Consider the following 23,959-nt stretch of genomic DNA (forward strand, 5'->3'; position numbering starts at 1 on the left):
CCTGTTCCACTTACCCCATGCATCCACAGCAGTGGCTGGTCAAGCGCTCCCACATCGACCTCGGTCGCGTGTGGTCCTCTTCCTGTTGAGCTGACCCACTGCGCGCCCTGATACCCAGGGCGCCTTTCGCGTTCTCCCCCTTCTTCGCGCTCTTCACGTTCTTCGCCTTCACACGCGCCTTCCCCTCACCCAGCGCTTTCTCGCTTCCAGGAGACCGCTCCCCCATGCGCACACCCCCGCGCGCCCGAAACGGGCTCATCATCCCGTTCGCCCTCATCACGGCGGGCACTCTGCTGCTGACCGCGTGCGGCTCCGGCGCGGACGACACCGCTACGGCCTCCGCCGAGTCCGACGCCGTCCCCACCGCGGACGTGGTCTCCGCGATCGGGAAGGACGAGGCGGCGGCCCGGCTCCTGCCGCCCGGCACGAAGACCCTGACCCTCGCCGTCAGCGTCTCCGGCCAGCCGCCCGGCACCTCGATCCTGGACGACGGCAAGACCCTCGCCGGCCAGGACGTCGACTTCGCGAACGCGGTCGCCAAGGTCCTCGGCATCAGGCTGAGGACCGAGCAGGCGAGCTTCGAGGCGATCCTGCCCGCCCTCGACAGCGGCAAGTACGACCTCGGCGTCGGCAACTTCGGCGTGACCGACGAGCGCCGCAGGACGATCGACTTCGTCACCTACATCAACGACGGCCAGGGCTTCGCCACCCGCGCCGACAGCAAGCTCACCAAGGTCACCGACCTGACCCAGCTGTGCGGTCTGAACGTGGCGACCGGCGCCGGCACGACGTTCGAGGCCACCCTGGAGGACAACAGGCACCTGTGCGACAAGCCGTACAAGGTGCAGACCTACAACGAGCAGGGCGCGATCTGGTCCTCACTGCAGCAGGGCCGCAGCGACGTCGTGATGTCCACGATCAACGGCCTGCGTTACGCGGTGGCCCACCAGCAGGGCGTGAAGTTCCTCAACGAGTACCACCGCCTGGACGTGGGCTTCGCCTTCAAGAAGGGCACACCGCTGACGAAGGCGTTCCAGGCAGCGGTGAACGACCTGATCGAGGACGGCACCTACGCCAGGATCCTGAAGAAGTGGGGGACGACGGGCTCGGCGATTTCCACGTCCCGGATCTCCCCTCCGGAAGGAAAAAATTCTTAGCGCACCAGCCTGAGCCACCGTCAGATCCCAGCACCGGCACGGCGTTGAGCAGCGGGTTCCTCTCCCCGCCCCGTTCACCCGTACGCTCCAGCCCTCACCCATACGCCGCGAAGAATCATATTTCACTCACAGTCAGCAGCCGTATGGGACACGACCCTTGGGGTACAAGGGCTCTCGACGTATTCGCTGTGCACCAGTACCGTCACAAACCCCCCGCGCGGCGGCTATTCACTTGGCGCGCGATCCGCATCATGGATGACCATAGGGATACAGAAGCAAGAGAAACCGCTGTGAGAGGAGGCGTCCATGGGATCGGTGCGCAAGGCTAGTGCTTGGCTGGGCCTCGTTGACGACAACGATGACGAGCGTTACTACGACGACGACGGATACTCCGAAGGGACCGAGCCCGGGGATGCCTGGGTCACCGACCCCCGGGTCAAGGTGGCCTCGGACGTCGCCGAGGAGAAGGGCCGTCGCATCGGCACGGTGACCCCGGACAGCTTCCGGGACGCCCGCGCCATCGGCGAACTGTTCCGCGACGGCGTCCCCGTCATCATGAACCTCACCGCGATGGAGGCCGGCGACGCCAAGCGCGTCGTCGACTTCGCGGCCGGGCTGATCTTCGGACTGCGCGGTTCCATCGAGCGTGTGTCCACCCGGGTGTTCCTGCTGACCCCCGCCAACACGGAGATCGTGAACGGCGATCCCGGCCAGCACCGCACGGACGGCTTCTTCAACCAGAGCTGAGGCAGGGCCGCTCACCGGCCCTGCCCCCAGCGGGGTTCACCGGAAGGCATCCAGTCCGGTGAGCGCCTTGCCGAGCACCAACTGGTGCATCTCGACGGTGCCCTCGTACGTCAGCACCGACTCGAGGTTCGTCGCATGCCGCATCACGGGGTATTCGAGGGAGATCCCGTTGGCCCCGAGGATCGTCCGCGCCGTACGGCAGATCTCGATGGCCTCGCGGACGTTGTTGAGCTTGCCGAAGCTGACCTGCTCGGGACGCAGGCGGCCGGCGTCCATGCGCCGCCCCAGATGATGGGCGAGCAGAATCCCCTTGTGCAGTTCGACCGCCATGTCGGCGAGTTTGGCCTGGGTGAGCTGGAAGCCCCCGATCGGCCGCCCGAACTGCTCCCGCGTCTTCGCGTAGTCCACGGCGGTCTCGAAACACGACCGCGCCGCCCCCATCGCCCCCCACACGATCCCGTACCGGGCATGCGAGAGGCAGCTCAGCGGCCCCTTCAGTCCCACGACCTCCGGCAGCACCGCGTCGGCGGGCAGCCGTACGTCGTCGAGGACGAGTTCGCTGGTGACGCTGGCCCGCAGCGACCACTTGTGCTTGATCTCCGGCGCCGAGAAACCCGGCGTGTCCGTCGGCACCACGAACCCGCGGATCCCGTCGTCGCTCTGCGCCCACACCACGGCGACCCCGGCGACCGACCCGTTGGTGATCCACATCTTGCGCCCGTTCAGGACCCAGTCCGGGCCGTCCTTCTTGGCGTGCGTCCGCATGGAGCCGGGGTCGGAGCCGTGGTCGGGTTCGGTGAGCCCGAAGCAGCCGATCACCTCGCCGGCGGCCATGCGGGGCAGCCAGGTCTGCTTCTGCTCCTCGCTGCCGAAGCGGTGGATCGCGTACATGGCGAGCGAGCCCTGCACGGAGACGAGGGACCGGATCCCGGAGTCGGCGGCCTCCAGCTCCAGACAGGCGAGCCCGTACTGCACGGCGGAGGCGCCGGCGCACCCGTATCCGCTGAGCGACATCCCGAGGGCGCCGATCTGTCCGAGTTCCCGGGCGAGTTCCCTGATCCCCGGCAGCTCGCCCTTCTCGTACCAGTCGGCGACCTGGGGCAGGACGCGGTCGGCGGCCCAGGTCCGCACGGTCCCGCGGATCGCGAGGTCCTCCGGTTCCAGGAGGTCGTCGATGCCGAGGGGGTCGGCGGGGTCGAACGGGGGCATGGCACATCCTCCGGCAGAAGGGGTCCAGCGGGCGGGCGGCGGGAAACAGCGGGTGGCGACTGGGTGGCGACTGGGTGGCGACGGAAACTAGCACCGCTAATTTAGCTCCGTCGCCGACGTTACAGCGCGCCGTGCCGCACATCCAGACGCCGGTCAGGCGGAGACGCGCGACTCCGCGACGTCCCTGGGCGCCGGAAGCCCGACCGCCGCCGGGGTCTCACCGCACTGCATCGTGCGCGGCAGCCGCAGCGCCATCACCGCGCCCAGCAGCAACAACCCCGCACTCACCAGCAAGGTCACGTGCAGTCCGTGCACGAAGGAGTCCTGGGCGGCCCGGCGCAGGGCGACTCCGGCGGGTCCGCCGAGGCGTCCGGCGACCTCGTAGGCCTCGCCCAGGGAGTGCCCGGCCGACCTGGACGCCGAGTCCGGGACACCGGGCACGCCCGACAGGCCGGGCGTGTACGCCGCGTTCATCACGCTGCCGAGCAGCGCGATCCCGATGCCCGCTCCGAGCTGGTACGAGGTCTCGCCGATCGCCGCGGCCCCGCCCGCCTGCTCCGGCGGGGCCTCGCTGAGCATCGACTCGTACGCCCCGAAGAGCGTCGTCTCCAGACCGAACCCGAGCAGCACGAACCCGAGCACCAGCAGGCCCGTGTTGTCCGCGTCGCCCATCGCGGTGAGCAGCAGCACGGCCACCGCCGTGAGGCAGAACCCGGCACTCACCATCCGGCGCGGCCCGAACCGCCGCAGGAAACGCGCCCCGGCCAGCCCCGCCGTCATCGCGGCGATCGTCAGCGGCAGCAGGCGCAGACCGGTCTCCAGCGGGGACAGGCCGAGAACCAGCTGCAGGTACTGGGCCGCGATCAGTTCGAGTCCGACCAGAGCGAGCATCGCCAGGACGATGCAGCCGACCGAGGTGCTGAACGCCGGACGCGCGAACATCCGCAGGTCCACCAGGGGATGCGCGAGCCGCCGCTGCCGCCGTACGAAGAGGAAGAGCAGTGCCGCGCCCACGACCAGCGGGATCGCGGTGAACGCGTCGAGCTCTCCACCGCCGAGCCGCTTCACGCCGAGCACGAGGGCGAACAGGCCGCCCGCGGCCATCAGGGCGCCCACGACGTCCCAGGGACCGTCGGCGCTGCCCTTCGACTCGGGCAGCAGAAGACGGCCCACCGGCAGACTGACCAGCATCAACGGGATGTTGATGAGGAAGACCGAGCCCCACCAGAAGTGCTCCAGGAGGAAGCCGCCGAGCAGCGGTCCGACCGCGGCGCCGACCGCGGCGACGGCGCTCCAGATGCCGATCGCGAGCGCCCGCTCACGCCGGTCGGGGAAGACCTGGCGGAGGATCGACAGCGTCGCGGGCATGATCATCGCACCGCCGACGCCGAGCAGCGCCCGCGCGAGGATCAGCACCTGGGCGGTGTCCGCGACGGCGGCGACACCGGAGGCGACGCCGAAGAGGGCGTAGCCGAGGAGGAGGACTCTTCTGCGGCCCACGCGGTCGCCGAGCGTGCCGAAGAGGATCAGCAGCGAGGCGCAGACGAGCGGATAGACGTCGACGATCCAGAGCAGTTGTATCGCGCCGGGCTTGAGGTCCTCGGTGACGGCGGGTACCGCCACGTGCAGCACGGTCGCGTCGAGGGCGACCAGGAGCAGGCTCGTGCAGAGGACCACGAGGACGACCCAGCGGTTTGCACCGGCCCCGGCCGCCCGACGGCGCAGCAACGCGGCGGCCGTGGTCGTCCCGGACATGTACGTACCTCCCAGAAGTTCCCTGGCGTTCGGCGGGCACACGGGGTGGGGACTCCCCATGATCTCGGCCGGAGAGGAGCGGTGGTCTCCGGCCCGCGCAGCGAACGGCGGGTGACACGTCAGCGTACGCGAGTTCGCGCGTCGGCCCAGTGGCGGACCTCTCAGACTTCCGGCAGAACCTGTGTGGCGTACGCCACTTTCACCGCCTGTCGTCACGCCCCGGCGGGCGGCTTCGGCGACCGGTCGATAATCGGACCCGTGACCGATCTTGGAACGCGCACCGAACCGGCCCTGCGCCGAGCCGCCCCGGCGTTGCTCGGCTACGCGGCCGTACGCGCCCTGGGCCTCCTCACGCTGGCCCTGTGGAGCGAGGCGCGCGACAAGAGCGCGTACACCCTCCTGACCGCCCGCTGGGACGCCCTCTGGTACACGAGGGTCGCCGAACTCGGTTACGGCTACGAGGTGCGGCTGCCGAACGGCGACGTGCACTCGAACCTGGCGTTCTTCCCGCTCCTGCCCTGGCTGGAGCGGCTGCTGTCCGCGGTGACCCCGCTGTCGTACGCCGACGCGGGTTTCGCGGTGGCCCTGCTCGCCTCGCCGGCGGCGGCCTGGGGCGTCTTCGCGGTGACGGATCGTGTGTACGGCCGCCGGGCCGGCGCCTGCGCGGTCCTGCTGTGGGCCGTCCTGCCCGTCGGAATCGTCCAGTCGATGGCGTACAGCGAGTCGCTGTTCACGGCTCTGGCGGCCTGGTCGCTGTACGCGGTACTGACCGGCCGCTGGGTGACGGCGGGCCTCCTGGCCTCGCTGGCGGGCCTGACCCGCCCGGTGGGCCTGGCGGTGGTCGCGGCGGTTTGGGTGGCGGGGATCGCGGCACACCTGGGCGACCGCCGAAACCGGACCCGAGCGCAGAGCGCCCCCGGTATCGCCGCGCCGTCCCTGCGGGGGCCCGCATCGACTCCGCGCCGGGGCGCCGCCGAGCACACCCGGCACATCGCGGGTCGCCTGCAGCTCGACAAGGGGGCCGCCCTGAACGCGGCGGAGACGGACCCGGCCGCACCCGGAACCGGTCCACTCGGGAACAGCCCGTCCGCACCGGGAGCGGACACGCCCGGAACCGATCCGGCGGCACCCGGTGCGTCCTCGCCCCTCGGCACCCCCGGCACACCCGAAAGCACCCCAGCCCTCCAGGCCCCCGGCAACCCAGCCGACAGCTCTTTCGAGCGGAGCCGAAGCGCGTCCGGGGCGAGCGGCGCCCCGGACGCCGAACACGCCCCCATCGGCCGGACCCCGTCGCCCATGACCGGGCGCATCGCGGACGCGGACAGCGCGCCCGACCCGACACACGCCCCCGCCGCCGGCCCGTCACACGCTCCCGATCCCGGCCCGCCACCATCCGCCTCCGGCAGCGGCTCCGCCGACCCGTCCGGAGCGGGCTCCTCACCCGCCCCCGGATCCGCCCACGCCCCCCGCACCGGCCCCGCAACGGCCCCCGCCGACCACCCCGCCCCCCGCCGCGCCCTCGGCATGGCTCTCGCACCCCTCGGTGCCGCCGCCTACGTCCTGTGGGTCGGTCACCGCACCGGGAAGGGGCCGCTCGGGTATCTCGATGTGCAGGCGGGCTGGCGGAACGGATTCGACGGCGGGTACGCCTTCGCCCGTTTCGTCGCCGACAAGTTCACGTCGTTCCCGTCGGCCCTGGCCGGGACCGGGCTGATCGTCGGCGTCGGGCTGGTGGTGTGGCTGTACGTCGTCTGCGCACGGCAGGGGCAGCCGCTGCCCCTCCTGGTGTACTCCGGCGTCGTCACCGCGCTCGCCCTGTGCGCGTCGAGCTACTTCGGCTCGAAACCCCGCCTGCTGATGCCCGCCTTCCCCCTGCTGCTCCCCCTCGCCCTGGCCCTGGCCCGCTCGAGGACCCGCAGGTCAGCCGTGATCATCACCCTGATCGCCGCCGCGTCCGCCCTGTACGGCGCCTTCTGGCTGAACGGTTCCGGTCCACCATGATCGACTCGGGAGCGCCGATGAGCGCCCGGAGAATTCCACCCCATGATTCGGTGAACGAATTCATAAGGGCCATAAAACCGTGATCCGGAATGATCAAAACAATTGAGGAGCACAGCCGCCGTCTTTGCGGAATCCCCGGAAATAAGCACCCGGCTGAGAGGAATCCCACATCACATCGTCATCACAAAGCCGCTGATTCGCCAGGGATCAGAGCTCACTCGCTGTAACGTCGATTGAGTGCGTACCGAACGAAACCCCACCCGTCTGGACCGGGTGTTCGCCAGGCTGGACCGTGAGCCGGAACGGCCGGCCCACCTCAGCGTGCCGCGGACGAGCCGCCACCGGACCGTCCTCGTGGTCGCCGCCCTGGCCATCTACCTGGCGATCGTGTGGCTCGTGGTGACCACGTCGTGGCTGGTCCGCCTCGACTGGCAGGTCATGTTCTTCCGGCCGTACCAGCAGTGGGCGTCCATCCACTGGTTCGTCGACTACTACGTGGTGCTGGGCCAGCGCGGCCCCACCGCGGTGATGGTGGCGGCCTGGCTGGGCTGGCGTTCCTGGCGCCAGCACACCCTGCGCCCGCTGCTGACCCTGGGTGCCTCACTGCTGCTGCTGAACATCACGGTCGGCGCCGCCAAGTACGGCATGGGAAGGCTCGGACCGCACTACGCGACCGTGATCGGCTCGAACGAGATGGGCCTGGGCGGCGATATATTTCCCAGCGGCCACACCGCCAACGCCGTGGTGACCTGGGGAATCCTGGCGTATCTGGCCTCCACCCCGAGAGCCCGCCGCTGGCTGTCCGCGATCTCCGCCGTGACGTCGCTGGGCGTCGGCATGGCCACCGTCTACCTCGGTACGCACTGGCTGAGCGACGTCGTGCTGGGCTGGGTCGCGGGTCTGCTGATCCTGCTCGCGCTGCCCTGGTTCGAGCCGCTGATCGCCCGCACCGAGGACTACGCCTTCGGCCTGCGCGACCGCTGGCGGGCCCGCGGCGGCGCGAAGGCCCCGGCCCCGGTCACCCCCGTCGCGGCCCCCGCGCCCGCCCGCCTCAAGCCGCTCACCGCCCCGCAGAACGAGACGGCGGCCCGCGAGGCCGCCGTTCCGGCGCGTGGTCCCAGGTCACCCCTCCATCTGGCGCCGGCCCCGCACACCACCCGTTCGGAGCGCACTCCGGTCACCCCGCTCGGCAGCCGCCGGCCGCCGCACCCGGACCGGATCGTGCGCGGCACGCCGTCCGCGGCCACCCGGCCGGTGACCGGCGGCTGATCCGGCACCTCGCAGCCGACGGGGCCGGTACGCACCACCACCCCGGGCATGACGTGGGCCCCGGTTCCCTTCACGGAGCCGGGGCCCACGTCATGCCGTTCAGCCCTTCCAGGCCCGCGCCACGCGGCCGTCCTTCACCTCGAAGTTCAGCCGGCCCGAGCGGTACTCCATCGTGATGATCGCCCCCGGCGGCAGCGACCGGACCGTCGACCAGCCCCGCTCACGCGCGGTCCGCTCGGCGGAGGCGGAGTCGAGGCCGACGTAGCTGTCCGGGCTGTCCTGGGGTTCGGTGGGCGGTGTCGGAATGGGTGCCATACCGCCACGCTAGGCCCTGCCCGGCGGTCGCGGAAGCCCGGATCCCGCACGCCTCCTGTCACGCTTCTGTCACAGGATCCCGCCACCCGTATCCCTCGCGCTCCGTCACACGGACGGGCGTTTCCCCAGCCTTACCGCGGGTATTCGAACGTAATTTCCGTGTGTCGTACGACTTCCCCGAATACCCTGCGAGAAGGCCCGTCCGAAAACCGGTCCGGCGCCCCTTAGCCGACCGATTCCGGACACCGCCTCACCAGCTGACGCCGCATAGGAAATACACGGTTCCGACACAGAACCCCCTTACGCCCCCTGTCGCCATGCACGACGGCGCGAGCATCATGGCGTCAGAGAGCGGAAGGGGCGAGCGATGGGGACGCAGACCGTGCAGGCGACGGCCCGACCCGTGCGGACCGGGAGGCACGGGCGGCTGGTCGTGGACTGGCTGACCACCACCGACCACAAGAAGATCGGTCACCTGTATCTGATCACCTCATTCGTGTTCTTCCTGGTCGGCGGGGTCATGGCGCTGCTGATGCGCGCGGAACTCGCCCGGCCGGGGCTGCAGATCGTGGACAACCAGCAGTTCAACCAGTTGTTCACGATGCACGGCACGATCATGCTGCTGCTGTTCGCGACCCCGAGCTTCGCGGGCTTCGCCAATGAGCTGATGCCGCTGCAGATCGGCGCCCCGGACGTGGCGTTCCCACGGCTGAACATGCTGTCGTACTGGTTCTTCCTGTTCGGCGGCCTGATCGTGCTGGGGTCGCTGCTGGTGCCGTCCGGTCCGGCCGCCTTCGGCTGGTTCGCCTACGCGCCGCTGAACAACTCCGCGCACTCCCCCGGCGTCGGCCCCGACCTGTGGATCATGGGTCTCGCGCTGGCCGGCTTCGGCACCATCCTCGGCGCGGTCAACTTCATCACCACGATCATCGGGATGCGCGCCCCCGGCATGACCATGTTCCGGATGCCGATCTTCACCTGGAACACGCTGTTCACGTCGATCCTGATCCTGCTGGCGTTCCCGGTGCTGGCGGCCGCGCTGCTGGTCCTGGAGGCCGACCGGCGCTTCGGCTCACAGGTCTTCGAGGCGGACAACGGCGGGGCGCTGCTGTGGCAGCACCTGTTCTGGTTCTTCGGCCATCCCGAGGTGTACATCATCGCGCTGCCGTTCTTCGGCATCATCACGGAGATCATCCCGGTCTTCAGCCGCAAGCCGATCTTCGGCTATCTGACGCTGGTCGCGGCGACGATGTCGATCACCGGCCTGTCGATCGTGGTGTGGGCGCACCACATGTTCGTCACCGGCGCGGTGCTGCTGCCGTTCTTCTCGTTCATGAGCTTCCTGATCGCCGTGCCGACGGGCGTGAAGTTCTTCAACTGGACCGGGACGATGATCAAGGGCTCGCTGTCCTTCGAGACACCGATGCTGTGGGCGACGGGCTTCCTGGTGACGTTCCTGTTCGGCGGTCTGACCGGGGTGCTGCTGGCCTCGCCACCGCTGGACTTCCACGTCTCGGACACCTACTTCGTGGTGGCGCACTTCCACTACGTCGTGTTCGGCACGGTCGTCTTCGCGGTCTTCGGCGGGCTGTACTTCTGGTGGCCGAAGTTCACCGGGAAGATGCTCGACGAGCGGCTCGGCAAGATTCAGTTCTGGACGCTGTTCGTCGGCTTCCACACCACGTTCCTGGTCCAGCACTGGCTGGGCGCCGAGGGCATGCCCCGCCGGTACGCCGACTACCTCGCGGCCGACGGCTTCACGGCCCTGAACACCATCTCGACGATCGGCGCGTTCCTGCTCGGCGCCTCGACGCTGCCGTTCCTCTACAACGTCTGGAAGACCGCCAGGTACGGAGTGAAGGTGGACACGGACGACCCCTGGGGCTTCGGCCGCTCCCTGGAGTGGGCGACCTCCTGCCCGCCGCCGCGGCACAACTTCACGACGCTGCCCCGGATCCGCTCCGAGTCCCCGGCGTTCGACCTGCACCATCCGGAGTACGCGGCCCTGGCTCCGCAGCCCGAGCCGAAGAGCGAGCAAGCGAGCGAGCAAGCCGGCCGTGAGCCGCCCTGATCGCCTCGGTCAGCTCCGCAGGCTCCAGCACCTCGAACTCGAAGCCGGTCATCATCACGTGGATCACCATCACGTCGAGACTCGAGGCTCCGGTGTGCAGGAGGCAGCTGTCGGGTCCCTCGGCCTCCAGCACCCCGGCGCTCGGTGAGATCCGCTCGGCGGCCTGTTCCTTGGGCACGAGCAGCCGTACGACCGCGTGCGAGGCGTACACGCGCGTGGAGACGCCTCGCGAGACGTACGCGGCAAGATCCTCGGCGGGCGGGGTACGCGGAGCGAACCGGGGGCCGTGCGGCGGCCTGGGGGTGATCCGGTCGACGCGGAAGGTCCGCCAGTCGTCGCGGTCCAGGTCCCAGGCGACCAGGTACCAGCGCCGCTCGGTGCAGACCAGGCGGTGCGGTTCGACGGTACGGCGGCTGGAGGCGCCGGCGTGGTCGCTGTACTCGAAGCGCAGGCGCTCGGCGTCCCGGCAGAGGTTGGCCAGCTCGGTGAGGACGCCCGGGTCGACGGCGGAGGGCTGGGGGCTACGCAGCATCGGCACGGTGAAGGCGTTCAGGGCGCCCACCCGGCGGCGCAGCCGGCCCGGCAGGACCTGCTCCAGCTTGGCGAGGGCCCGTACCGAGGTCTCGCCGATGCCCTCGATGCCCTGGCCTGCGGCGGTGCGCAGGCCGACGGCGACCGCGACGGCCTCGTCGTCGTCCAGGAGCAGCGGGGGCAGTTCGGCGCCCGCGCCCAGCTGGTAGCCGCCGCCGGTGCCGGGGCTGGCGTTGACGGGGTAGCCCAGCTCGCGCAGCCGGTCCACGTCCCGGCGCACGGTGCGGGAGGTGACGCCGAGGCGGTCGGCCAGGTCGGCGCCGGACCATTCGCGGTGGGCCTGCAGGAGTGAGAGCAGGCGCAGGAGTCGTGCCGAGGTCTCCAACATGGTTCCGAGTCTGCCAGCGCTTGCGGACAGTAGCTGTCCGCAAGCATTCCTAGCCTGGAGTCATGGCAGACAACAGCGCGACCGCAGAGAACCGTGACATCCGACCGTTCCGGATCGACGTCCCCCAGGCGCAGCTCGACGATCTGCACACCCGCCTGGACCTCACTCGCTGGCCGGACGAGCTCCCGGACGCCGGCTGGGAGTACGGCGCCTCGCTGCCGTATGTCCGGGATCTCGCCGCGTACTGGCGCGGTGCCTACGACTGGCGCAAGCACGAGGCCGCCCTCAACGAGCTCCCGCAGTTCGTCACCGGGATCGACGGCGCCCAGGTGCACTTCCTGCACATCCGCTCGTCCCGGCCGGACGCCCTCCCGCTGATCCTGACGCACGGCTGGCCGGGATCGGTCGTGGAGTTCCTGGGAGTGATCGGCTCGCTGAGCGGGGACTTCCATCTGGTGATCCCGTCCATCCCGGGCTTCGGGTTCTCCGGGCCGACGCGCGACAAGGGCTGGAACGTCAACCGGGTGGCCCGCGCGTGGGCGGAGCTGATGCACAGGCTCGGCTACGAGCGCTACGGCGCCCAGGGTGGCGACATGGGCGCGCTGATCTCCCCCGCGCTCGCCCGGATCGCGCCGGAGTCCGTCGTCGGCGTCCATGTGAACGCCGCCTCGGTCGGCTTCATCCCGCTCGGCCCGGTCGACGAGGCGGCACGCAAGGGGCTGACCGACCGCGAGCGGCGCAGCCTCACGAGCATCGCCGAGTTCACCACGGACGGCTTCGGCTACAACGCCCTCCAGTCGACCCGCCCGCAGACCCTGTCCTACGCGCTCACCGACTCGCCGGTCGGCCAGTTGGCCTGGATCATGGAGAAGTTCCAGGCGTGGACGCACTCCTCGGCAGCGTTGCCGGAGGACGCGATCGACCGGGACACCCTGTTGACGAACGTGATGCTGTACTGGCTGACCGGCACCGCCGGTTCGGCGGCCCGCATGTACTACGAGAACAGCCATGTGCCGGACTGGTTCCCGACGGCGAGCTCCCACGTGCCGACCGCGGTGGCCAACTTCGGCGAGGACGTGGCGATCCGCCGCTGGGCCGAGCAGGTCAACACCGTCGTCCGCTGGACGGAGTTCGACCGCGGCGGCCACTTCGCGGCCCTGGAGATGCCCGAGCTGCTGGCCGGTGACGTCAGGGAGTTCTTCGGCTCACTGCGGTGACGGGCACGCGGTGACGGACACCGACAGATCGTTGTCCCGCGTGTAGTACGGCCCGGCCTCCACCGGGCCGTAGGCCGTCTCCACGCGTGCGCGTGGGTAGGTGAACACGGCCTTCTTGTCGGCGACGTCGTCGAGCAGCCGCGCGATCCGCACCCGCGGCCCGCTCTCGCCGTGCGGCCGCAGCCACAGGTCCCAGACCCCGGGTCCGAGTGCCGCGTACCCGACAGAGAAGCCGAACCATGCCTCGTCCACGGCGACGTCGATGCGGCGGGCGGGGCCCGGGGAGTGCCGGGGGCGCACCTCGGCGTGGGCGCCGGTGGCGAAGGCGGTGCCGTACAGCCGCCCGCGCACGGTCAGTCCGGCGCTGGCGACCCGCAGTTCGCCCGCCTCGGCGTGCGGGGCGCGCAGCCAGCTGCGGACGGTGAGGTTGCCCTGCCGGGTCGCGTAGGGGATGCGGACGGCGACGTGGCCGCGGGAGCCGCTCGGGATGCGGGCGCCGAGCGCGCGCAGGTCGGTGGCGCCGGGCGCGAGGCGCAGCGGCTCGTCGTCGGCCACGCACGCGTACGCGTCCCAGCGGCCCTCGGGCAGGGCGACGGTGCTGGGCAGGGCCGCGCGCAGCCGCCCGGCCGCGGCCGGGGCCAGGGGCAGTCCCACTTCCTCGTGGCCGTCGCGCCGGCGCAGCACCAGATGGGCCGTACTGCTCGCCCCGCCGGCGGTGACGTCGAAGGTCAGTCCGCCCGCGGAGTCGGCAACACAGTCGGCGCGCAGTTGTACGCCCTGCCCGGCGGGCATGGTCCTCCCGTGGTTCATGGTGCTCTGTCAGACCCTCGGGCACCTCCCTTGGTTGCGTGCGTCCGGTGACTCACTGCTGATACGGCAGTTGCGGAACGTCGAAGCACGTGCGGTCCATGTCGCCCTGGGAGGCCCAGCCCCGGCCGTCCTGCCAGCGGGCCACCGAGAGACAGGTTCTGCGGGACTTCGGGGGCTCGGCCAGGCGCTCGAAGCGGACGGGGAGAAGCAGGCCGTCCGCGGTGTAGTCCTGGCTGTGGTTCATGTAGGCGTCGACGCACGCGCGCGTGACGCCGTGTGGCGTACACGACTTCGCGGCGTCCGTGAACCACTTCGCGGCCGCCCAGCCCTCCAACTGCCACTGAGAATGCCTTTTCAGGCTCTTGGTGGCGTCCCTGAACTCGCGCACGGCCGCATTGCCGACGTCCTCGAAGTTCCGGCTGGACCCGGTCGCCCACAGGGCGTTGCGGCAGCGCGGGGCGTCCTTGTAGTCGTCCCGGACGGTGGACGTCCAGTTCTGCACATTGGTGACCTTGGCGGTGACCTCGACGCCCGCCTTGTCCATCGCCTCGCACAGCTGCGCGTTGCCATGGCTGTCGACGGCGTCGAAGACCAGGTCGGCGCCCTGCTCCTTCAGGTCGGCCGCCACGGCGCGGAAGTTGGGCAGCGCGAAGTCGACCTGCTCGGTGACGACCTTGTACCCCTCGGCCTTCAGACCCTGCTCGACGAGCCGGGCGTAGGCGGCGGACGCGGCCTGGTTGTACGACACCACAGCCGCCGTACGGGCCCCGTGCTCGCGCTTGAAGTAGCGGTAGACCTCGGTTCCGCCGTACTGCTTCCCGCCCCAGCCGGTCGTGCCGGACCGGGGCGCGAGACTGCCGTAGATGCCGTACAGGTGCGGCCAGGTGTCGTAGGCGGCGCCGATGGGCTGGCCGCCGATGTCGGGCACGCGCGCCTGGGAGACGCGGGAGGCGCCGGCGTAGTCGAGGGCGGTGGTCGCGACCAGGGCGACCACCTTGTCCTCGTCGATCAGCCGGTGCACACAGGTGTTGTTGCCGACTCCGCTGCCGCCGTCGTCGCACTCGCGCACCTCGATCCGGCGGCCGTCGACGCCCCCGCGCGCGTTGAGGCGCTCGAAGTACGCCTTGGCGCCGTCGCGCGGGCCGGTGAAGGCGCTGCCGCCGACCGGATTGGTCACGCTGGTGACGATGCCGACCCGGATCGGAGTGCTGTCTGGGGCGGGGGTCGCCCGCTCGCGGTGCTCGAAGTCGCTCTCCGGCAGCCTGCTGCCGCACGCCGTGCCCACCGTGAGCAGCAGGACCGCGAGGGCGGCCTCAGCAGCCCGGAAGAGCCGACGCCGTGGCATTGCCGCTCAACTGGACCAGCGCGCACAGGGTGTTGACGGACACCTTCCAGGTGCCGTCCTGTTCGACCGCCGTTCCGGAGGCGTCCGGCAGGGCGGTGGCCCCGTTCAGCATCAGGGTGTACGTCACGTCGGCCGAGGTCGGCTTGGTGAACCCGACCTTCGTGACCTTCGCCTGCACCTGTCCGCCGCGCTGGTCACCGCTGAAGGCCTGGAGTACCGGGCCCATCTCGTCGCCGTTCTCCAGGACGGCCTGTTTGTCCTTGGTGGAGGTCTTCGGGTCGAAGAACTTCTCCCAGTTCGACTTGATCTCCTGCTGGGCGGCGGCCGCGTCGGCGGGGCCGCTCGGCGACGGGGCCGCCGACGGTGTGGTCCGCTCCACGGAAGGCGTCGGCGGCGGGCTCTCGCTGCCGCCGCCGCTGTCGTCGCTGCACGCCGTGAGGGCCGCGGCGAGGACGAACCCCACCGTCATCAGCCCCCGGCTGCCGTTCCCCCACGTGCGGTCGCTCCCGAGAACCATCTGGCTCACCACCGGGTGTCGGTCCGGGCCACGTGCGCCCGGTGCTTTCAGGGTCAGCTTCCAGAAGGCATAGTGCAAGCGATTGGCTGACATGGACAGGCACGCGACATGTGGGAGCCACAGATGCGGACAGCCCGACTGCGGACCGTGCACCCCGTCCTGTGGGCCGGCTGGGCCGCGCTCGCCGCGGGCGCCGTACTGTGCGTCCTGGGCTGGTACGGCGTCTCGGGCGAGCGGTACGCGGAGCGACAGCTGCCCTACCTCGCCTCCTGCACGGTGCCCGGCGCCGCGCTGATCGTCGCCGGGGCGGTGCTCCTCGCCCACGGCCGGGGCGCGCTCGCCGCCGCGCGCGTGGAGGAGCTGTACGGCCTCCTGGTCGCCGCCGAGCCCGCCGAAGCCGAGGAGTCCGCCGCGGCGGCCGACGCGCCCCTGGCGGTCAGCGGGGACCTGCTGATGGTGCCGGGCGGCACTCTGTGGCATCGCGCGGACTGCCCGCTGGTCGCGGGGAAGGGGGAGTCGGTCCCGGTGGACGCCAAGCTCCTGGCGAGCGGGGAGCTGGGCCCCTGTCCGATCTGCGAGCCCGTCGAGGAAACCGACTGATGTCGTCGCTGACCTACGACCTCACCCTGGCCGGGTTGTCGGTCGGCAGCGCGGCCGCGCTCACCGGAGTCGGCCTGATCGTGACGTACCGCGCGACCGGGGTGCTGAACTTCGCGCACGGGGCGATCGCGATGGTGTGCGCGTACGTGCTGCGGCAGTGCGTGGTGGAGTGGGGCTGGCCGCTGTGGGCCGCGGCAGTGGTGACCCTGTTGATCCTCGCGCCGGCCCTGGGTGTGGCGCTGGAGCGTTTCGTCTTCCGGCCCCTGTCCGTCCTGGGCGGCGATCCGGCCCAGACCCTGGTGGCCTCCATCGGCGTCTTCGTGCTGCTGGTGGGCGGGGCCGCGCTGCTGTGGGGCCAGGGCGCCCGCGACGACGCTCCGGAGCTGCTGTCCGCGGATCCCTGGGGGCAGCTGGCAGTCGTCCTGGCCCTGGCGGCCGGGGTGGGCGCGGTACTGCATCCTTCTGGGGGATGCCCCCAGACCCCCGGCTGGACGCGCTTCGGACGGGAGCTGCGGGCCGTCGTGGACGACCGCGGGCTGGCCGTGCTCGGCGGGATCGACGCCGACCGGGTGGCGGCGGCCGGCTGGGCGTTCGGGGCGTTCACAGCGGGCCTCACGGGCGTCCTGCTGGCCCCGTACGTCCGCCTGGACCCGTACGGGCTGCCGCTGCTCGTCATGGAGGTGGTGGCGGTCGCGGTGGCCGCGCGGATGCGCAGTCTGCCGGTGGCGGTGGTGGTGGCGCTGGCCATCGGGGTGGGGCAGAGCCAGCTGACCCGGCTGCACCCGTCGGGCCGGGGCGAGCCCTTGCTCCAGGCGGTGGGGGCGAACCTGTTCGTCGTGGCCCTGCTGATCGCTTCGTCGGTGCTCCCCCGCATCGGCACCCGGGACGTGCTCCCGCGCACGGCCACCGCGCGCGTGCCCACCCCCCAGGGCGCGTGGATCGTCGCGGTGGTGCTGTTCCTGCTCCCGCTGGGCTTCGCGGGCTCGGACCTGCACACGTCGGTCCAGGTCCCGGCACTGGGCGTGGTGCTGCTCTCCCTGGTGGTCGTGACGGGCAGGGGCGGCCAGATCTCCCTCGGACAGGCGGCCTACGCGGGCCTGGGTGCCCTGTTCACGGCCCTGCTGGCGGCGGGCCGCTTCCCGGGCCTGCCCCGCCTGCCGGAACTGGCCGCGCTGGCGCTGGCGGTGGTCCTGGTGGCTCCCCTGGGCCTCCTGACCGGCTGGCCGGCGATCACCCGCCGGGGCCTGGCACTGGCCCTGGCGACCTTCGCGGTCGGCGTCGGTGTGAGCCGCTTCGTCTTCGCCCAGCCGTATGCCACGTCCGGCCTGTCCCTGGGCCGCCCGGAGGGCTTCGACGGCGACCGCGGGTACTACGTCCTGGAGCTGGTCCTGCTCGCGCTCGCCCTGCTGGCGACCCACGCGCTGCGCAGAGGCCGCACGGGCCGGGCCCTGGCCGCCCTGCGCGACCACGAGTCCGGCGCGTCGGCGGCAGGCGTCCGCGTCCCCGCCCTGAAGCTCCTCGCCTTCGTGGCGGGCGCCGCGTTGGCCGCCCTGGGCGGCGGAATGCTCGGCATGGGCCTGCGCGCCTTCGACCCCACCGCCTATGACCCCGTCCGCGGCCTCCTCTGGTTCGCCGCGGTGGTCGTCCTGGGCGCCGACAGCACCCTGGGCGCCCTGGGCGCGGCGGCCCTGCTGGTCGGCCTGGACGCGGGGGCACGGGGAGGGGTGGCGGCGGCGCTGATCGGAGTGCTGGCGGTCCTGGTGGGCCGCTTTCCCGGGGGGCCGTACGAGGCGGTGCGGGCGGTGGCGGGCCGACTGCGACCGCCCCGGCCGACAGCTCTGAGCCCCCTCGGGGCGCGGGTGAGACGGCGCCTGCGCCCACCTGGCCTCGCACCGACCCAGGCACCGGCTCCGCCCCGGGCACCCGTAGTCGCCCGCGAACCCCGCACGGTTGGTACCGCAGGCCGGACAGTCCTCACCGCCCACGGCCTCCAGGCCCGCTACGACGGTTTCACCGCCCTCGACGGAGTCGACCTCACCGTCCCACCCGGCCGGATCACCGCGATCATCGGCCCCAACGGCGCGGGAAAGAGCACCCTGTTCCACTGCCTGGCAGGCACGATCCGGCCCAGCCGAGGCCAAGTCCGCTACGGCGACCGCGACATCACCCGGCTGTCGCCCCACGCCCGCACCCGCCTCGGCATCGCCCGCACCTTCCAACGACTCGCCGTGTTCCCTACATTGACGGTGGCCGAGAACATCCAGGTGGGCGCGGAACAGGGCCATGTCCCGGACCCGGCCGCGGTGGACCGCGCTCTGAGGCTGTTCCAGCTGGACGGCCCCCTGCGCGACGCGCCCGCCGCCCGTCTCCCCACCGGCACCCTCCGCCGGGTGGAACTCGCCAGAGCCCTCGCCGGCTCCCCGAACGTCCTGCTCCTCGACGAACCCGCCGCCGGCCTGGACACCGCCGAGGTGAGCGCCCTGGCCCGCGTCCTCAGGGCCCTCGCGGCGGACGGCACCGCCCTCCTCGTGGTCGAGCACGACCTCGACCTGGTCGCCGGCCTCGCGGACATCGTGCACGTGATGACCGCGGGCCGCATCATCGCCTCCGGCCCCCCGGCCCACGTACTGGAGACGCTCAAGGCCCGGGAGACCGCCGTATGACAGCGAGGACGGCCGTCTCCCTGCGCCACGCGCGCGTGCGCTACGGCCCCCTGGAGGCCCTGCACGGTGTCACCCTCACCGCCCCCGGCCCCGGCCTCACCGTCCTGCTGGGACGCAACGGCTCCGGCCGTACGACGGTCCTGCGCGCCCTGGCCGGGACGGTGCCGCTCACCGACGGCAGCGTGGTGTGGGACGGCACCGACGTGACCCGCGTACCGGCGTACGAGCGGGCCCGGCGCGGTCTGTGTCTGGTCCCCGAGCGCCGGGCGGTGTTCGGCTCCCTCACCGTGCGCGAGAACCTCGAACTCGCCGCTGCCACCCCCGACCCGGCCCTGCACGCCTACCCGGAGCTGGTCCCGCTGCTCCCGCGCCGCGCCGGTACCCTCTCCGGCGGCGAGCAGCGCATGCTGGCCCTGTCCCGTGCCCTGCTGGCACGCGCGCGCGTGGTCCTCGTCGACGAGCCCGCGCAGGGCATGTCCCCCACGGTCGCGGCCCGCACGTACGGACTCCTCGCCGCACTGGACGCGTGCGTGGTCGTGGCCGAGCAACGGCTCCCACCCCAGCTGCACGGCCGGACGGCGATCGTGTACGAACTGCGTCGCGGCGCGGTCGTGTTCAGCGGGGAGGCGGCGGAGCTGCGGCACGGGCGAGGGCAGCGGTGATTTTCGTCCACCCATTTCATTCCGTGATTTCCTGATTTGTCGACCAGTGGTCATAGCGATCCATGACCCACTTCGCGTGGCCAACTTCCCTGGATCTCCCGGGAATTGACGATACGGGCGCGAATCCGTACGACCTGTGACCCTGAGCTGTGGTTGGTTCGATTCCGTTCACCGTGGGGCGTGACTCCCGCCACAGATCACCCGTTGTCTCCTTCATGAGGCCGGGACCCGCCCGGTTCACGGGCCGGGAGCCACCCGGCCCCGCCACGCACCACTTCCCGAGGGAGCCACCCGTGCCGCGCATGCTCGAGGTCAGCGACGAGGTACGCGCTGAGATCGGCGACGAAGAAGCCGACCGGCTGCTCGCCGGACACAACGCCCCCGGCAGCTACGACTGCACGTCCTGCCGCACCCAGGGCGACTCCGAGCAGGAGCGCACCAGCACCGTCCTGTTCATCGGCGACGAGACCGCCGTCCTGGCCTTCGCCCACGCCTCCTGCCTGCCCTCCCAGGTCGTCCAGGTCACCGAGGAGCAGCTCCAGGGCGCGGTGAAGTCCATCACCGGCGACACCGTGGACCTGGACCCGGAAAAGGTCGTACCCGAGCAGGCGGTGCTCGGCGTGACCAGCGGACTCGTCCTGATCGCCGGGGAGCTGCACCCGGCGCTGGTCGTGGAGCCGACCGGGCCCATCGCGCGGCCGGGCGCGACGGGAGGCGGCGACGACTTCCTGCCGCTGCTGATCGAGCAGGGCTTCATGCCGCTGACGTCGATCGAGTCGGTGCCTTCCGTGCTGCACGGGTGGTCGGTGCTGCTGGCGGTGGGGCAGCTGCACGCGGTGCTCCAGCCCTCGGCGAACGGCGGGCAGCCGGTGGCCTGGTGGCAGGCGCACCAGCCGCTCCAGGTGACGGAGAGCTGGCGGGCCGCCGCCAACAAGCACCAGCAGGTGCTGATGTTCGCCGCGCCGGTGGGCTCCATCGGACGACAGCCTCGCGAGGACCTGCTGCGGGACGCACTCGACAAGGCCGCGGCGAACGGCAAGTTGGTCGCGGCCGCGATGCCGCTCGCGGGGACGTGAGGACGCCGGACCGCATCCCCGAGGTCCCGGTGTCGTTTGGACATACGTGCACCCATACGACGCTCCGCGCCGGTTTCCCGGCGGACCATCGGCCACGCCGATCTACGACGCGCTCTACTCCGAGTACGTCAAGGCCTTCCGTTCGCTGCCGGGTGACCGCAGCGGCGAGGAGGAGCTGGGCTTCACCGCGTTCGGGAACATCCCGCACGCCTCGGGCTCGTTCAGCAGCTCGTACAGCGCCTACAGCGCGGGTGCGTTCAGCGCCCGCCAGCAGTCGCAGTGGCAGCGGGTGGGACACATCGGACAGCAGCAGACCGGGATGCAGCACACCGGGATGCAGCACGTCCCGGCGGCGCTGCCACCCGGCCCGCGCAGAGGGAACTGACACATGAGGAGGGGGGGGGGCCCGGGGGGGGCCCCCCCCCCCCGGGGGGGTGGGGGGGGGGGCCGCCGGGGCCGCGGCCCCCCCCCCCGTGGGGGGGGGGGGGGGGGGGGGGGGCCCCCCCCCCCCCCCCCGCCCCGGGCCCCCCCCCCCGCGGGCCCCCCCCCCCCGGGCGGGCCCCCCCCCCCCCCCCCCCCCTGCCCCCCCCACCGGGGGGGGGGGCCCCCCGGGGGGGCCCCCCCCCCTCCTCATGTCACTTCTTCTTCGCGCCGCGCTTCTCGCGCACCCGCACCGAGATGTGGATCGGGGTGCCGTCGAAGCCGAACTCCTCGCGCAGCCGGCGCTCGATGAAGCGCCGGTAACCCGCCTCGATGAACCCGGAGGCGAACAGCACGAACCTCGGCGGCTTGGTGCCGGCCTGGGTGCCGAAGAGGATGCGCGGCTGCTTGCCGCCCCGGATCGGGTGCGGGTGGGCGGCGACCAGCTCGCCGAGGAAGGCGTTCAGGCGGCCCGTCGGGACCCGTGTCTCCCAGCCCGCCAGCGCCGTCTCGATCGCGGGGACCAGCTTCTCCATGTGACGGCCGGTCTTCGCCGAGACGTTGACCCGCGGCGCCCAGGCGACCTGGCCGAGCTCGGTCTCGATCTCCCGCTCCAGGTAGTAGCGGCGCTCCTCGTCGAGGGTGTCCCACTTGTTGTAGGCGAGGACGATCGCGCGGCCCGCCTCGACGGCCATCGTGACGATCCGCTGGTCCTGCACCGAGATGGACTCGGAGCCGTCGATCAGGATGACCGCCACCTCGGCCTTCTCGACGGCGGCGGCGGTGCGCAGCGAGGCGTAGTAGTCAGCGCCCTGCTGGAGGTGGACCCGCTTGCGGATGCCCGCGGTGTCGACGAACTTCCAGATGACACCGCCGAGTTCGATCAGCTCGTCGACCGGGTCACGGGTGGTGCCGGCGATCTCGTTGACGACGACCCGCTCCTCGCCGGCCACCTTGTTCAGCAGCGAGGACTTGCCGACGTTCGGGCGGCCGATCAGCGCGATCCGGCGGGGGCCGCCGACTCCGGTGCCGAAGGTCTGCTCGGGCGCCTCCGGCAGCGCCTCCAGAACGGCGTCGAGCATGTCGCCGGTGCCCCGGCCGTGCAGCGCGGAGACGGGGTGCGGCTCGCCGAGGCCCAGGGACCACAGGTACGCCGCGTCGGACTCGCCGCTCAGGCCGTCGACCTTGTTGGCCGCCAGCACGACCGGCTTGCCGGCCTTGCGCAACAGCCGTACGACCGCCTCGTCGGTGTCGGTGGCGCCCACCTTGGCGTCCACGACGAACACGACGGCGTCGGCGGCCTCGATCGCGTACTCGGCCTGCGCGGCCACGGAGGCGTCGATGCCGAGGACGTCCTGCTCCCAGCCGCCGGTGTCGACGACCTTGAAGCGGCGCCCCGCCCACTCGGCCTCGTAGGTGACGCGGTCGCGGGTGACGCCGGGCTTGTCCTCCACGACGGCCTCACGGCGCCCGATGATGCGGTTCACCAGAGTCGACTTGCCGACATTCGGGCGCCCGACGACGGCGAGCACCGGCAGCGGGCCGTGGCCGGCCGCCTCGATGGCACCCTCGATGTCCTCGGGGTCGAAGCCCTCTTCCGCGGCGAGCTCCATGAACTCCGCGTACTCGGCATCGCCAAGCGCCCCGTGGTCGTGCTCCTCGCCCGAGCCCTCGGAGTGGATGTGGTCGTTCATGAAGTGCGTACCTCGTTCATCGTGGTGATCGGTGGACCGCCGGCCCTTTCGCCGGATCGGCCCACTACTCAGTGTCGCCTAGCGCCCGGTCAGGCGCCTGGCGTTTTGCAGGTGGGCGCTGAGCTGCTTCTGGATGCGCTCGGTCGCCTCGTCGAGCGCCTTGCGGGTGCGCCGTCCGCTGCCGTCGCCCGCCTCGAAGGGGTCGCCGTAGACGACGTCGACGCGGCTGCGCAGCGGAGGCAGCCCCTTTATCAACCGTCCGGGCTTCTCGGTGCTTCCCAGAACCGCGACCGGGACGACCGGCGCACCGCTGCGCACCGCGAAGTACGCGAGCCCGGCCCGCAGGGAGGCGAAGTCGCCCTCGCCCCGGGTGCCCTCCGGGAAGATACCCAGGACCCCGCCGGTCTTGAGGACGTCGAGCGCCTGGGTGATCGCCCCGCGGTCGGCGCCGGAGCGGTCCACCTTGACCTGCCCGATGGCGATCAGGAAGGGGTCCAGCGGTCCGATGAACGCCTCCTTCTTGATCAGGAAGTGCGTCGGCCGGGGTGACACGCCCATGACCATCGGGCCGTCGATCATGTGGGAGTGGTTGACGGCGAGGATCGCGGGCCCGGTCGCGGGCATCCGCCAGGCGCCGAGCACCCGCGGCTTCCACAGCCCGTACATCAGCCCGACGCCGATGCGCCGGCCGACCTCGGCACCCTTCTCGGAAGGAACGGTCACTTCCCGGCCCGCTTCTCCTCGACGAGGGTGACGACGCACTCGATGACCTGCGCGAGGGTGAGCTCGGTGGTGTCCACCTCGACCGCGTCGTCCGCCTTGGCGAGCGGCGAGGTCTTCCGGCTGGAGTCGGCCGCGTCCCGCTTGATCAGGGCCTCGCGGGTGGCGTGTACGTCGGCGCCCTTCAGCTCACCGCTGCGGCGCGCCGCGCGGGCCTCCGGCGAGGCGGTGAGGAAGACCTTGAGGTCGGCGTCGGGCAGCACGGTCGTACCGATGTCCCGGCCCTCGACGACGATGCCCTTCTCCGCGGAGGTGGCGAGCGAGCGCTGCAGCTCGGTGATCCGGGCCCGCACCTCGGGCACGGCGCTCACGGCGCTGACCTTGGAGGTGACCTCCTGGCTCCGGATGGGACCGGCCACATCGGTTCCGTCGACCGTGATCGTCGGGTTCTCCGGGTCGGTGCCGGAGACGATCTCCGCCTTGCCCGCCACGGCGGCGATCGCGGACGGGTCGTCGATGTCGATCCCGTTGGTCACCATCCACCAGGTGATCGCCCGGTACTGGGCCCCTGTGTCCAGGTAGCTCAGCCCCAGCTGCGCGGCGACAGCCTTCGAGGTGCTCGACTTACCCGTGCCGGAGGGGCCGTCGATGGCGACAATCACGGGCTGGGCGGCGCCGTTTTCCACGGGGGGACACCTTTCGGGTGCGGTCTGGCGAGTGGTGTGGGGGCGCGACTGTGCCCCGCACAAGGTTACTGGGTGCGCGTCACTCGTCCGGACGCGTGGCCGACCG

The 23,959-nt window shown here is 71.6% G+C and carries 19 protein-coding genes and 2 pseudogenes; 11 read left to right on the forward strand and 10 right to left on the reverse strand.

Annotated features, from left to right (window positions below; genetic code table 11):
• The first annotated feature begins 224 nt into the window (after positions 1-224).
• A complete protein-coding gene (locus ACIRP7_RS17080) occupies positions 225-1,157 on the forward strand; it encodes an ABC transporter substrate-binding protein (protein ID WP_403659419.1) in 933 nt (310 codons plus the stop codon).
• Between the two features lie 306 nt (positions 1,158-1,463).
• The gene (sepF, locus tag ACIRP7_RS17085) at positions 1,464-1,904 is read left to right on the forward strand and encodes a cell division protein SepF (protein WP_390005225.1); all 441 of its coding nucleotides are present in this window, start codon (positions 1,464-1,466) and stop codon (positions 1,902-1,904) included.
• 36 nt (positions 1,905-1,940) lie between these two features.
• On the opposite strand, the gene ACIRP7_RS17090 is transcribed toward sepF, so the two are convergent.
• Both ACIRP7_RS17090 and ACIRP7_RS17095 read right to left on the reverse strand, forming a co-directional pair.
• The gene (locus ACIRP7_RS17090) at positions 1,941-3,113 is read right to left on the reverse strand and encodes an acyl-CoA dehydrogenase family protein (RefSeq protein ID WP_403659423.1); all 1,173 of its coding nucleotides are present in this window, start codon (positions 3,111-3,113) and stop codon (positions 1,941-1,943) included.
• Between the two features lie 153 nt (positions 3,114-3,266).
• Positions 3,267-4,868, reverse strand: coding sequence for an MFS transporter (locus ACIRP7_RS17095; RefSeq protein ID WP_403659426.1), 1,602 nt, complete (start codon positions 4,866-4,868; stop codon positions 3,267-3,269).
• A 258-nt stretch (positions 4,869-5,126) separates the two neighbouring features.
• Here ACIRP7_RS17095 and ACIRP7_RS17100 point away from each other — a divergent pair.
• Together ACIRP7_RS17100 and ACIRP7_RS17105 are read left to right on the forward strand one after the other, a co-directional pair.
• Positions 5,127-5,765, forward strand: a pseudogene (locus ACIRP7_RS17100) (mannosyltransferase family protein); the annotation flags it as partial.
• A gap of 1,341 nt (positions 5,766-7,106) precedes the next feature.
• The gene (locus ACIRP7_RS17105; protein WP_403659429.1) at positions 7,107-8,138 is read left to right on the forward strand and encodes a phosphatase PAP2 family protein; all 1,032 of its coding nucleotides are present in this window, start codon (positions 7,107-7,109) and stop codon (positions 8,136-8,138) included.
• A gap of 99 nt (positions 8,139-8,237) precedes the next feature.
• Here the strand turns inward: ACIRP7_RS17105 and ACIRP7_RS17110 are convergent, their stop codons facing one another.
• On the reverse strand, positions 8,238-8,453 hold the full coding sequence (locus ACIRP7_RS17110; RefSeq protein ID WP_403659432.1) for an I78 family peptidase inhibitor: 216 nt from the start codon (positions 8,451-8,453) through the stop codon (positions 8,238-8,240).
• Positions 8,454-8,820: 367 nt separating this feature from the next.
• Between ACIRP7_RS17110 and ctaD the strand changes: the two are divergent.
• Positions 8,821-10,347, forward strand: a pseudogene (gene ctaD, locus ACIRP7_RS17115) (cytochrome c oxidase subunit I); the annotation flags it as partial.
• Between the two features lie 43 nt (positions 10,348-10,390).
• Here the strand turns inward: ctaD and ACIRP7_RS17120 are convergent.
• Entirely contained in the window at positions 10,391-11,443 is a 1,053-nt protein-coding gene (locus ACIRP7_RS17120; RefSeq protein WP_403659435.1) for a helix-turn-helix transcriptional regulator, read from the reverse strand.
• A 62-nt stretch (positions 11,444-11,505) separates the two neighbouring features.
• Here ACIRP7_RS17120 and ACIRP7_RS17125 point away from each other — a divergent pair, with 62 nt between their 5' ends.
• The gene (locus ACIRP7_RS17125; RefSeq protein ID WP_403659438.1) at positions 11,506-12,660 is read left to right on the forward strand and encodes an epoxide hydrolase family protein; all 1,155 of its coding nucleotides are present in this window, start codon (positions 11,506-11,508) and stop codon (positions 12,658-12,660) included.
• On the opposite strand, the gene ACIRP7_RS17130 is transcribed toward ACIRP7_RS17125, so the two are convergent.
• From ACIRP7_RS17130 to ACIRP7_RS17140, 3 genes are all read right to left on the reverse strand, one after another.
• Complete coding sequence (locus ACIRP7_RS17130; protein ID WP_403659441.1) at positions 12,649-13,452, reverse strand: hypothetical protein; 804 nt, start codon at positions 13,450-13,452, stop codon at positions 12,649-12,651. The two genes, ACIRP7_RS17125 and ACIRP7_RS17130, sit on opposite strands and share 12 nt — an antisense overlap.
• A gap of 70 nt (positions 13,453-13,522) precedes the next feature.
• Positions 13,523-14,815 carry an ABC transporter substrate-binding protein gene (locus ACIRP7_RS17135; RefSeq protein ID WP_403659444.1) on the reverse strand — a complete coding sequence of 431 codons (1,293 nt, stop codon included), beginning with the start codon at positions 14,813-14,815 and terminating at the stop codon, positions 13,523-13,525.
• Entirely contained in the window at positions 14,784-15,332 is a 549-nt protein-coding gene (locus ACIRP7_RS17140) for a hypothetical protein (RefSeq protein ID WP_403659447.1), read from the reverse strand. Before ACIRP7_RS17140 ends, ACIRP7_RS17135 begins: the two co-directional genes overlap by 32 nt.
• 123 nt (positions 15,333-15,455) lie before the next feature.
• Here ACIRP7_RS17140 and ACIRP7_RS17145 point away from each other — a divergent pair, with 123 nt between their 5' ends.
• The 5 genes from ACIRP7_RS17145 to ACIRP7_RS17165 all read left to right on the forward strand — a co-directional run bounded on the left by ACIRP7_RS17145 (position 15,456) and on the right by ACIRP7_RS17165 (position 20,718).
• A complete protein-coding gene (locus ACIRP7_RS17145) occupies positions 15,456-15,932 on the forward strand; it encodes a hypothetical protein (RefSeq protein WP_403659450.1) in 477 nt (158 codons plus the stop codon).
• Positions 15,932-18,595 carry an ATP-binding cassette domain-containing protein gene (locus ACIRP7_RS17150; protein ID WP_403659453.1) on the forward strand — a complete coding sequence of 888 codons (2,664 nt, stop codon included), beginning with the start codon at positions 15,932-15,934 and terminating at the stop codon, positions 18,593-18,595. The genes ACIRP7_RS17145 and ACIRP7_RS17150 overlap by 1 nt, the downstream gene beginning before the upstream one ends.
• Positions 18,592-19,257 carry an ABC transporter ATP-binding protein gene (locus ACIRP7_RS17155; protein ID WP_403659456.1) on the forward strand — a complete coding sequence of 222 codons (666 nt, stop codon included), beginning with the start codon at positions 18,592-18,594 and terminating at the stop codon, positions 19,255-19,257. The genes ACIRP7_RS17150 and ACIRP7_RS17155 overlap by 4 nt, the downstream gene beginning before the upstream one ends.
• A 293-nt stretch (positions 19,258-19,550) precedes the next feature.
• The gene (locus tag ACIRP7_RS17160) at positions 19,551-20,333 is read left to right on the forward strand and encodes a hypothetical protein (RefSeq protein WP_403659459.1); all 783 of its coding nucleotides are present in this window, start codon (positions 19,551-19,553) and stop codon (positions 20,331-20,333) included.
• 46 nt (positions 20,334-20,379) lie between these two features.
• Positions 20,380-20,718, forward strand: coding sequence for a hypothetical protein (locus ACIRP7_RS17165; RefSeq protein WP_403659462.1), 339 nt, complete (start codon positions 20,380-20,382; stop codon positions 20,716-20,718).
• Positions 20,719-20,968: 250 nt separating this feature from the next.
• On the opposite strand, the gene der is transcribed toward ACIRP7_RS17165, so the two are convergent.
• The 3 genes from der to cmk all read right to left on the reverse strand — a co-directional run bounded on the left by der (position 20,969) and on the right by cmk (position 23,853).
• Complete coding sequence (gene der, locus ACIRP7_RS17170; RefSeq protein WP_352390834.1) at positions 20,969-22,447, reverse strand: ribosome biogenesis GTPase Der; 1,479 nt, start codon at positions 22,445-22,447, stop codon at positions 20,969-20,971.
• A 78-nt stretch (positions 22,448-22,525) separates the two neighbouring features.
• Entirely contained in the window at positions 22,526-23,209 is a 684-nt protein-coding gene (locus tag ACIRP7_RS17175) for a lysophospholipid acyltransferase family protein (protein ID WP_403659465.1), read from the reverse strand.
• Positions 23,167-23,853 carry a (d)CMP kinase gene (gene cmk / locus ACIRP7_RS17180; RefSeq protein WP_403659468.1) on the reverse strand — a complete coding sequence of 229 codons (687 nt, stop codon included), beginning with the start codon at positions 23,851-23,853 and terminating at the stop codon, positions 23,167-23,169. The genes ACIRP7_RS17175 and cmk overlap by 43 nt, the downstream gene beginning before the upstream one ends.
• Between the last annotated feature and the right edge of the window lie 106 nt (positions 23,854-23,959).

The organism is Streptomyces sp. NPDC102270, assembly GCF_044766405.1.
In the GTDB taxonomy this organism is placed as follows: Bacteria; Actinomycetota; Actinomycetes; order Streptomycetales; family Streptomycetaceae; genus Streptomyces.